10 protein-coding genes and 1 pseudogene are annotated in these 10698 nt (G+C 40.3%); 10 read left to right on the forward strand and 1 reads right to left on the reverse strand.

Translation table 11 applies throughout. The annotated features are described in order from the left end of the window. Nucleotides 1-34: 34 nt before the first annotated feature. The 6 genes from ACH8E3_RS15360 (at nt 35) to ACH8E3_RS15385 (ending at nt 4762) form a co-directional block, all read left to right on the forward strand. Nucleotides 35-271 (forward strand): DUF896 domain-containing protein, encoded by a 237-nt coding sequence (locus ACH8E3_RS15360; protein WP_458633518.1) that lies wholly within the window; start codon nt 35-37, stop codon nt 269-271. A 114-nt stretch (nt 272-385) separates the two neighbouring features. Then, nucleotides 386-1444 (forward strand): selenide, water dikinase SelD, encoded by a 1059-nt coding sequence (gene selD / locus ACH8E3_RS15365; RefSeq protein ID WP_458633519.1) that lies wholly within the window; start codon nt 386-388, stop codon nt 1442-1444. A gap of 99 nt (nt 1445-1543) precedes the next feature. Continuing rightward, a complete protein-coding gene (gene mnmH / locus ACH8E3_RS15370; RefSeq protein WP_458633520.1) occupies nt 1544-2581 on the forward strand; it encodes a tRNA 2-selenouridine(34) synthase MnmH in 1038 nt (345 codons plus the stop codon). A 109-nt stretch (nt 2582-2690) separates the two neighbouring features. Beyond that, entirely contained in the window at nt 2691-3818 is a 1128-nt protein-coding gene (locus tag ACH8E3_RS15375) for a cysteine desulfurase family protein (RefSeq protein WP_458633521.1), read from the forward strand. A 44-nt stretch (nt 3819-3862) separates the two neighbouring features. Continuing rightward, nucleotides 3863-4171, forward strand: coding sequence for a hypothetical protein (locus ACH8E3_RS15380; RefSeq protein WP_458633522.1), 309 nt, complete (start codon nt 3863-3865; stop codon nt 4169-4171). 45 nt (nt 4172-4216) lie between these two features. Further along, entirely contained in the window at nt 4217-4762 is a 546-nt protein-coding gene (locus ACH8E3_RS15385) for a hypothetical protein (RefSeq protein WP_458633523.1), read from the forward strand. A 74-nt stretch (nt 4763-4836) separates the two neighbouring features. Here the strand turns inward: ACH8E3_RS15385 and ACH8E3_RS15390 are convergent. Beyond that, nucleotides 4837-5015: pseudogene (locus tag ACH8E3_RS15390) on the reverse strand (NADPH-dependent FMN reductase); the annotation flags it as partial. A gap of 123 nt (nt 5016-5138) precedes the next feature. Here ACH8E3_RS15390 and ACH8E3_RS15395 point away from each other — a divergent pair. The 4 genes from ACH8E3_RS15395 (at nt 5139) to ACH8E3_RS15410 (ending at nt 9610) form a co-directional block, all read left to right on the forward strand. After that, nucleotides 5139-6695: an ABC-F family ATP-binding cassette domain-containing protein gene (locus ACH8E3_RS15395; protein ID WP_458633524.1), complete on the forward strand. Its 1557-nt coding sequence runs from the start codon at nt 5139-5141 to the stop codon at nt 6693-6695. Nucleotides 6696-6981: 286 nt separating this feature from the next. Then, entirely contained in the window at nt 6982-7077 is a 96-nt protein-coding gene (gene comI, locus ACH8E3_RS15400; protein ID WP_458633525.1) for a competence inhibitor ComI, read from the forward strand. A gap of 462 nt (nt 7078-7539) precedes the next feature. Then, entirely contained in the window at nt 7540-8661 is a 1122-nt protein-coding gene (locus ACH8E3_RS15405) for a tyrosine-type recombinase/integrase (RefSeq protein ID WP_458633526.1), read from the forward strand. Between the two features lie 742 nt (nt 8662-9403). Then, entirely contained in the window at nt 9404-9610 is a 207-nt protein-coding gene (locus ACH8E3_RS15410; RefSeq protein WP_458633527.1) for a hypothetical protein, read from the forward strand. Nucleotides 9611-10698: the final 1088 nt, after the last annotated feature.

The following is a 10698-nucleotide window of genomic DNA, read 5'->3' on the forward strand; positions in this document are numbered from 1 at the left end:
TTATAACATTATATATAGAAAGTGTGGGAATTAGATGATTAAGAGTATTGATCGTATTAACCAATTAGCAAGGAAACAACGGGAAGAAGGTCTGACCGAAGCTGAGAAAGTAGAGCAACAAGTGTTACGTGAAGATTATTTGCGTGAAATTCGCGGACAAGTGCTTAGCACGATTTCGGGATTGACCGTTGTTGACCCAGAGGGAAATGATGTTACACCTGAGAAAGTTCGTATCGTGAAAGAACAGGGATCACAAGATAAATTACATTAAAAGGATTACAGTTCAGAGTCTGTTACAACGGGCTCTTCTTTTTTTTGTACAATAACCACGAATCGTGTAAAATTGAATATGGTGTTCATTTAAGACTAAAGGAGCTGAGTCAAGATGTCTCAAGCTGAAACTATAAAATTGACTTCATTATCTTCAAAAGGAGGGTGTGGTTGTAAAATCGGCCCGGCGGATCTAATGGAAGTGCTTCGTGCGCTACCACCCGCTGTACCCAATCCCAATCTACTAGTTGGACTAGATACTAGTGATGATGCAGGTGTATATCGTTTAACAGATGACATAGCATTAGTACAAACGCTCGATTTCTTCACGCCGATTGTAGATGACCCGTATTCATTCGGTCAGATTGCAGCGGCTAATGCCCTAAGCGATATTTATGCCATGGGTGGTAAACCACTAACCGTGTTGAATATTGTTGCTTTTCCGATCTCTGTTCTGGATAAAAGTATTCTTGCGGATATTCTGCGTGGTGCAGCTGACAAAGTGCAAGAAGCAGGCGCAACACTCGTAGGTGGTCATTCGATTGATGATAAAGAGCCCAAATTCGGATTAGCCGTTACTGGACTTGTCCATCCTGATAAAGTAAGAACGAATGCAGCTGCGCGTGCGGGCGACAAGCTCATCCTGACCAAGCCGATTGGCGTTGGTATTCTGACTACATCGATTAAGAAAGATCAATTATCTGAAACCGAAATAACACATCTGACTTCGGTGATGTCTACACTTAACAAAACAGCGGCAGAAATTATGTCATCGTATGATGTACATGCCTGCACGGATGTAACGGGATTTGGACTACTTGGACATGCTTCGGAAATGGCAAAGGGAAGCCAGACAGGCTTAGTTATCTACCAAGAAGATGTGCCGATGTTACCAAGAGTAAGAGAGTTAGCTGACCAAGGTTTTGTTCCAGGTGGAACGAAGAATAACTATGCCCATCTAGAAGGTTCCATTCTGTATCCAGAGGAGATGGACCAAATCAGTCGCTACATATTATGTGATGCGGTGACTTCAGGAGGACTACTTATTTCTATTAGTTCTGAAGAGAGCGAAGCTTTGCTAAAAGAATTGATTGATGCAGGTGTTGAAGCTGCTTGTATCGGTGAAGTGACAAGTAACCACCCAGGTCAGATTACCGTGGTCGCTGGGAAATAATACAGTTAGAACAATAACAAGCTATACATTCTAAGCGTTATGATGACTCTTGCTTTGTGCGATGAGTGATTAATGTTTGATATAAGAGGTGAAAGGCTGTTGTTCCAAGATATTACACTAGAAGAGTTAAGACAATTAAAGCATAAGAAGCAGATCACATTGATCGACGTTCGTTCACCTTCTGAATTCGAGGACTCCACATTACCAGACAGTATAAATATTCCCTTTTTCAATGATGAGGAACGGGCAGAGGTGGGTACACTTTATAAACAGACCAGTGTACAAGCTGCCAAGGAACGTGGGTTAGAGATTATCTCTGCTAAATTACCTTCCTTCATCAAACAATTTGAAGCAATTCAAGGAGATAAGGTCGTCTTCTGCTGGCGGGGAGGTATGCGTAGTCGGACAACGGCAACCGTACTCTCTTTAATGGACGTTCATGTCAGTCGTCTTGTTGGTGGCTACAAAGCTTACCGCAATTGGGTCATGGAGGAATTGAATACATTTGAATTCAAGCCGAAATCTTATGTGGTTCATGGAAATACAGGTACAGGTAAAACCATACTATTACACCGTCTAAGAGACCTAGGTCATCCCATATTAGATTTGGAAGGATTGGCCGGACATCGTGGTTCTATTTTTGGCGAAATCGGACTTCATGCGAACAATCAGAAATGCTTCGATAGTATGCTGTTGGAGGAATTGATTGCATTAAACGATGCTCCTTACGTCCTCTTCGAAGCGGAGAGTAAGAGGATCGGAAAGGCTGTAATGCCTCAGTTCCTGGCCGATCAGAAAGAAGTCGGATCACAGATATGGATAGAGATGCCAATGGAAGCTAGAGTCCAACATATTCTGGATGATTATCAGCCGGAACAATATAAAGAACGTTGTATTACAGCATTTATGAATATTAAATCCCGTATGCATACGCCGATTGCAGCGGAGATTGAACAACACTTACATGCGGACAGGTTCGCAGAGGCTGTCGCCTTGTTACTAGAGTATTACTATGATCCTAAATACAATTTCTCCACGAATCAGTATGAGGGCATCGAGAAGGTAACGTTCACGGTGAACAATGTGGATGAAGCCGAAGTCGCAGTATTGACGTATTTATCCCAACAGAACAAGTGATGAAGATTGGCTATATGAAGTTCTTACGAAGGCTCTCCTCACACGGTTGTCGTGGTAGTAGCGCCTTCGTTTTGTGATGGATTAGGAAAGAATAGGTTGTCAATGGGAGGTGAAGCAGATCATCTATTTAGACTATAATGCGACAACACCTGTCGATCAGGACGTTGCAGATGTGATGATGCCATATATTTATGGGCATTATGGCAATCCCTCTAGTACTCATGTCCTTGGTCGAGAAGTGAAGTCAAAGATCGATCATGCTAGACAACAAGTAGCTACGTTTCTTCATTGTGAATCGAATGAGATTCTTTTTACAAGTGGGGGGAGCGAATCCAATAACATCGTTATCAAGGGTGTGGCACATTCGTACCGACATCAAGGAAATCATATCATTATCTCCGAGGTTGAACATCCAGCTGTGAAAGAGCCTTGTCTGTACCTTGAACGGATGGGCTATAGAATTACATATTTACCCGTAGACTCCTATGGCATGGTTGATGTAGAAGATCTTAGGCAGCAAATGACAGATGAGACCATACTCGTATCTGTCATGCATTCTAATAATGAGACGGGAACGATTCAACCGATTCGAGAGATCGCGATGATATGTCATGAACATGGTGTTCTTGTTCACACCGATGCTTCTCAATCTGCCGGTAAGGTACCTTTGGATGTGAACGATTTAGGGGTAGACTTCTTAACGTTAGCTGGACACAAGTTATATGCACCCAAGGGTGTAGGGGGATTGTATATCCGAAGTGGCATTATTATTGAACCGTTGACACATGGTGCTGGTCATGAAAGTGGAAGACGTGCTGGAACAGAGAATACGGCGTATATCCTAGGATTGGGTAAAGCGTGTGAGCTAGCTTCAGACCCCAACTTACTTGGGCATATTAAGCATGTGACGGACTATTTCTATACGAATCTTAAGTCTATTTTCGGTGATATGGTTCAGTTGAATGGGCATCCAGATTTGCGGTTACCGAATACGCTCAATGTCAGCTTTATAGGCATGATTGGCCATGAGGTGTTAGCGTCTCTTCCAGATGTGGCCGCATCTACCGGATCGGCATGTCATTCGGGTGCAACAACGATCTCGCCCGTGTTACAAGCGATGAATGTATCGCAAGAGATAGGACAGGGTGCGATTCGATTCAGTCTTGGGAAATATACGACTAAGGAAGAAATCGATGCCGTGATGGATCAATTGAAGCAAGCGGTAAGCATGTGTTGATCAGGCATATTGGTGATAGAAAAGATAGAATTGGAGGTATCACTATGGCTCAACGTTATAAGATCACAAGAGGATTCGAAGAAAATCGCACTTCGGAGCAGACGATATCTCTCGAAGAAAGCAAACAGTATTTTGCATTTAAAATAGGGTTCACCTATACGAATGTGTATACAGTCAAAGGTGAAACGACCATGTCGATTGATGGTGAGTTCTTCATGTGGGACTATAATGGCACGTCCATACCATTCCGACATTATGATGGAGATATTTACGTATCTGGCACGAATCCAGCTGTGATTCCCATGGTGATTGAGGTTGCCAGTGAATTAGTGGCAGATGTAGTCGAAGAGTAATATGGATTGTGAATGAACATGAATTCATACAAGAAGGTGGAATCAGTGGACAGTATAACACGTACTTATTTTGATCATTTGGAAGCCGAGGACAAAAATCTTCAATATGAAGCATTTAATCATATTATTGTAGTTACAGAAGATGAAGTGAACTGGGCTTATGAAGTCTGGGATCAATTCGTGGGATGGCTAACAGATAAAGATAATCACCGAAGAGCCAGAGCTACACAAATCCTCTCCAGTCTAGCCATAAGCGATCCTGAACAACGAATGCTAAAAGACTTCCCAGCACTATGGCAAGTAACAAAAGATCCAAAGTTTGTTACGGCTAGGCATAGCTTGCAATCGATATGGAAAGTAGGGTTAGCTGGATCAGAACAGAAGGATATAGTGATCCAACATATGGTTGATCGTTTTAAAAATGGGACTCATGAGAAACATTATACTTTGATTCGATACGATATGATTCAAGGTCTTAAGAAGTTGTATGATAAACTGCAAGATGAAGGAATCAGACGTATCGCAATGGAATTGATCGATATGGAAGAGGATATTACATATCGAAAAAAGTACATGTCGGTATGGAGATAATTCGATATAAACAGCGGCAGTCTAAGACGGTAAGGTTACGTCATGGACTGCCGCTGTGCTGTTGTTATTTACTTCTTTAACGCTGCTGTAATGCTATGGTTATATACTTGAACGATAAATACAAAGCCATTCAAGCCATTAAGTCTCGTATTCCAAGCTGTTGCTTGTTCAGTGGCAACTCTTTCACCCATTCTCCAACTTGTGGACTGACACGACCTTGACGTGTACTTCCGATAATAACTAGGATAATCAATTAATTAAAGAAGATATAAAGAGCATGGATGGATTGAGATCAACAATCTAGTCTTATCCATTGAAATTTCAACTGATCATGCTTATAATAAATCGATAATATATATGAAAAAGGTGTTTATACATGAGCATATTAAATGTTGAAGGGTTAAGTCATGGTTTTGGGGATCGAGCTATTTTTAAAGACGTTTCATTCCGATTACTCAAAGGCGAACATATCGGATTATTCGGCGCAAACGGTGAAGGCAAATCTACCTTTATGAACATTGTTACGGGAAAGCTCCAACCGGATGAAGGGAAAGTGGAGTGGTCTAAACGGGTACGTGTAGGTTATCTAGATCAGCATGCGGTACTAACCAAAGGATTTACCATTCAAGATGTATTGCGCAGTGCATTCCAATATCTATTCGATCTAGAGAAAGAAATGAACGATATGTACGACCGAATGGGGGATGTAACCCCAGAGGAACTTGAGAAGTTGCTTGAAGAAGTCGGAACGATTCAAGAGACGTTAACGAATCAAGACTTCTACATGATTGATGCCAAGGTGCAAGATACCGCTCGTGGATTGGGAATCACCGACATTGGACTAGATCGGGATGTGAATGATCTTAGTGGTGGTCAGCGTACAAAGATATTGTTAGCGAAGCTATTGTTAGAGAAACCAGATATTCTACTGCTCGATGAGCCCACGAACTACTTGGACGAACAACATATTGAATGGTTACGACGTTATCTTGAAGAATATGAGAATGCCTTCATTCTCATCTCACATGATATTCCATTCCTCAATAGTGTTATCAATCTCATCTATCATATGGAGAATCTAAAGCTGACTCGCTATGTAGGTGATTATGCGCAATTCCAACAAGTCTACGACATGAGAAAACAGCAACTTGAATCAGCTTATAATCGTCAACAGCAAGAAATCTCCGAACTGAAAGACTTCGTTGCACGCAATAAAGCCAGTGTGGCTACACGTAATATGGCGATGTCCAGACAGAAGAAGCTAGATAAGATGGATGTCATCGAGCTATCCAAAGACAAGCCTAAGCCACAGTTTAACTTCAAAGAAGGAAAAACAGCGGGTAAAGCTATTTTTGAAGCGAAAGGACTTGTCATCGGTTATGATATTCCATTATCTCGCCCACTGGACTTGCTGATGGAACGTGGACAGAAGATTGCCTTAGTCGGTGCGAATGGGATAGGTAAGACCACATTACTCCGCAGTATTCTAGGTGAGATTCCTGCATTATCTGGTTCAATCGAACTTGGTTATAACCAAGAAGTAGGCTATTTCGAACAAGAGATGAAGGAAGGCAACTATAATACATGTATTGAGGAGATATGGGAGACATTCCCATCACTAACCCAATACGAAGTGCGTGCCGCCCTTGCGAAATGCGGTCTAACCACTAAGCATATTGAGAGTAAGATTGCTGTTCTCAGCGGTGGAGAGAAAGCTAAAGTTCGCCTGTGTAAGCTCATTAACTCCGAATCCAATATACTTGTACTCGACGAGCCTACCAACCACTTGGACATCGATGCGAAAGAGGAACTAAAGCGTGCCTTGAAAGCATACAAAGGCAGCATCATCCTCATTTCCCACGAACCCGAGTTCTACCAAGACATCGCAACCGATATCTGGAACTGTGAATCTTGGACAACCAAAGTATTCTAAGAAATGAATGAGAAGCCCGTGGATGCCTAACGAATAAGTTAGCATCTAGGGCTTTTGTTATGAATGGATGAATGGGTATGAAAGAAGATGCGCACAGGGGGAATATAAGTATTCGTGGGTTTGGAATTAGGTGAAAGGGATACAGATAAAAAACGTATATGAAAACCATAAAATACATAAAACAAAAGTATATAGGAACACTTGTACGCAGATGAAAATAAAGGTAAAATGAAAATACAATTGAATCTTGGGTGGGCATGGTTTCCCTTCGAAGGGAGGTGAAGCCATGGAAGTAAAAGATGCAATAACGATTATGTTCCTATTTGGGATGTTTATCCTTACTCTTTTAACATACATTAATAATAACAACAAGAGAAAGTGAAAACCCACCCATAGATTAAGAGCCTAAGGTGGGTTTTCGTTCCTGAACGACTTAGAAGGGAATATACCATCCAAGCCAATTGTACTGACCAAGTGTATCAGCACTTAGTCTTTATTAAATATATAATAGCACACTTAAAGACATGTATCCAAACAGTAAATGAAAAAAGTTAAATAATATTAAAGAGCGCGATTTAAGATTTGTGGAGTAACTCTAGAAGGTGGGGGCAATCCTGTAAGGTTAGCTTCATTGTAGAAAATTAGGGGAAGTAGGGTTGTCAGGGGAGGTTAAATATGATATGAATGAATATACAATCCCTAAAGTAATCGTTAAAGGCAATATATAATATGATCCAAATGGACTTGTGGAAGTACCCGAGGACAGTTTGCTCACTTGAGCACTCTGTCTTTTTTTGACTTTATTTGTTGCTGGTATTCTATATTCTGGAAGGAGAATGGTGTGGTGGAGGCGAATAAGTATTCATTAAGTCAAAGTGTTATGTTAGACAGTTCAGAGCATGGTGATGTGATTGTAAGGATGCCTTATAACCAAGAATGGCTTAATGCAATTAGAAATGTGCCGGGACGGAAATGGAATGAATCGGAGAAATACTGGATGATTCCAGGATCGAAGCAAGCTGTTCTGATCCTTTGTCGTGAATTGCGGAATATCCCTGTAGAGTTGCGTGATTCCCAATTGAGTGAAAGGTTCCCTGAACTATTGGAACTCCAGACGGGTCATGAGAAGCTAGCATTACAGAAATTGAGAGATTCCTTAAAGTTGAATGGCTATAGTACCAAGACTCAAAAGGCATACATTGGTCATGCTGAACGCTACTTACGTACGCTTCCGATTTCACTAAGAGATGCAGGACCTGAGCATACGAAAGCATATTTATTGAGACTCTATGAAGAATCACGGTCATCTTCTTATGTGAATCAGGCAGTAAGCGCTCTGCGATTCTGGCATGTTACCGTACTTGGACGTACAGAGTTAGATCAGTGGATCAGACCAAAGCGACAGAAAAAGCTACCTGTAGTTCTTTCAACAAGTGAGGTAGCTAAGATATTAAAATCTGTACAACATATTAAACATCGTACGTTACTAGCATTGATCTACTCTTCGGGCATACGGATTGGTGAAGCTGTAAGGTTAAAGAAGCAGGATATCGATCCGGACCGACAAACGATTCATATCCGTCAGGGTAAGGGTGGCAAAGATCGATTCACTGTTCTTTCCACTGCAGCGTATACGTTGCTTCAGAACTATTTGGAGAAACAACCCGTAGAAAAGTACTTGTTCCCAGGTGGGAAAGGTCTGGATCATCACCTTACCGAGCGGTCTGTGCAACATGTATTCGAGAGGGCATTACGAAGGTCAGGGATAACTAAACCGGCCACCGTACACACACTACGACATTCGTTCGCGACACACTTATTGGAGAATGGCACAGATCTTCGCTATATTCAAGAACTACTAGGACATGAAAGCTCTAAGACAACGGAGATTTACACACATGTCAGCATCAAAGATATCCGTCGCATCCAGAGCCCATTAGATCGAATGACGGATCTTGGGGAATAGCTTCGTCTATCACCCTCAAGAGGGGTTCTAAACGAACTCGTCTATGCAACCATATAGAGAGGGTAAAACGAGTTCGCAGATTAGGAGTTATCGGAAATATCTGGGATAGTAACATATGAAGGACATTAAAGAATTAATGATCAAAAAGGAAAAGGCACTAGATTTGAACGAGAGATGTTATGAAGATCAGATTTAAGACCAGCATAGAAGAATCTTCAAGAAGGGTTAAAACACATAACTAAAACTAAAACAAAACTAAGTGAAATTAAATACGTTAATAACATTAAGAACCTCAAAGATATGAAAGACAAGTAAGACATCAAGTAACATTAAATGATACAAGAAATATGAAGGTGAATTCATAGTAGCCAGATACATCCGATAACACCACATTCCTACTGCGGGCATTCGCCCTTGATCGCCTAGAGGTAATTCTAAGAAGGTTACTCAGCGATACATTCAACCAGCTAAGTCTGACGACCCGTTCCCTTTGGTCACTTAAGCTGCTCGAACGTCAGGAATGCCAAACGTTATATGAAAGATCGACCTCGTTTAGCTGTAAGTAATTCGACCGCCACGTCCTGTGGCTAGAAGAATAAAGCGTACAATAGTAAATATAACTTGGATAATACTAAATATTTGTTTTCTTATTTCCAAGAGAATTTAGGGCTGATAAGAATTCGGAAAAACAGTAAAGTACCAGATGGAAAGCTATTTGAAATATAATAAGGAGGTAAAAATAATGATGGAAATGATAATTTTTTTAACAGGATGCTTTGTTTTATACATAATTATTTTGTTAGCCATTAATCATTCGGATGCGTCAAAATACTTAAAGAGGAATAACCAATTATTAAAAGAAATTAATGTAACATTAAAGAAAATGAGAACTGAAGAAGATAACAAAGATTATGATAAAATTGGATTAATAATTGATGAAAAACACTAATAATAACAAGATAAACTTGAAAATAAATTAACTGATAAAAACAGAAAAATGTTGGTCGACGTCCTGTCTCTATTCGAAGAAGGGGTCGATCCTTCACATAACAAAGCATTCCTACATCGTTGCGTTCGCTCCTCGGTCGCCAAGAGGAATTTCAGAGAAGTTAATACAAGCGACACATTCAACCAGCTAAGTCTATCGACCCGTTCCCTTCGGTCTCTTAAGCTGCTTGAACGTCAGGAATGCACAAACGTTATACGCAACCCCTTTGAGAATTGTTCTAATGGATCTGCTAATATCATTGTTGATATTTAAATTTTAAGGACATTTGTTCTTGAATATTTAGTTTATAAGATAAATGTTTAGACGAAAAAATTCTAGAGGGAGGAAGGAAATGTTTAATCCAATTCATAAAAAATTGTATTTTGGATTACTTATACCATTTGTATTAATTGCAGTTATCTGTTTCTTTAATCTTCCTGATAATATAAGCTACCTTATTATTGGCATCCCATTAATTTTCTGGACTGTTTATTATATTAGTGTTTATTTCAGCAATCGTAAAAATAAAAATTAAATAGATTCTCTGATTTAAGCCTTATTGAAGGAGCATAGATTACTAAGGTGGTAGAATTCAAATGCCATGGTTAAATTTTTAGAAAACTCAAAATAAAGAATGAATTTATCATAGCCAAACCAATAAGTGATAATGGATATGGCTGCATTTACGAAGAAGAGTTGAGAAGAAGGAATAAATGAATTGCAAGAGGGGGAACTTTCCTTTACGGAAATGGATTAGATAGAACCAAAAAATACAAACAGATAAAGACATATCAAATACATAAAACACACAAGACATATATGGATGTGGAATCGAAGAAGAAGGGGCAGCGTATAACAATGCATTTTTGCTTCGTCGCTTACGCTCCTAGGTCGCCAAGAGGTATTTCGGAGAAGTGGAATCAGGCGACACATCCAACCGGCTAAGTGGCAGAGCCACCCGGACCTACGGTCCTTAAGCCGTTCGGACGTCATAAATGCGCAACGTTATATGAAAGGGATGCAGACTAAAAACCGTGTATTAAGATCAT

The sequence above is a fragment of the Paenibacillus sp. CMAA1364 genome, assembly GCF_054373195.1.

Bases quoted from the DNA above. Each gene is read 5' to 3' on its own strand.
- ACH8E3_RS15360 (WP_458633518.1), top strand. From the start codon at position 35: ATGATTAAGAGTATTGATCGTATTAACCAATTAGCAAGGAAACAACGG.
- selD (WP_458633519.1), top strand. From the start codon at position 386: ATGTCTCAAGCTGAAACTATAAAATTGACTTCATTATCTTCAAAAGGA.
- ACH8E3_RS15380 (WP_458633522.1), top strand. From the start codon at position 3,863: ATGGCTCAACGTTATAAGATCACAAGAGGATTCGAAGAAAATCGCACT.
- ACH8E3_RS15395 (WP_458633524.1), top strand. From the start codon at position 5,139: ATGAGCATATTAAATGTTGAAGGGTTAAGTCATGGTTTTGGGGATCGA.
- comI (WP_458633525.1), top strand. From the start codon at position 6,982: ATGGAAGTAAAAGATGCAATAACGATTATGTTCCTATTTGGGATGTTT.
- ACH8E3_RS15410 (WP_458633527.1), top strand. From the start codon at position 9,404: ATGATGGAAATGATAATTTTTTTAACAGGATGCTTTGTTTTATACATA.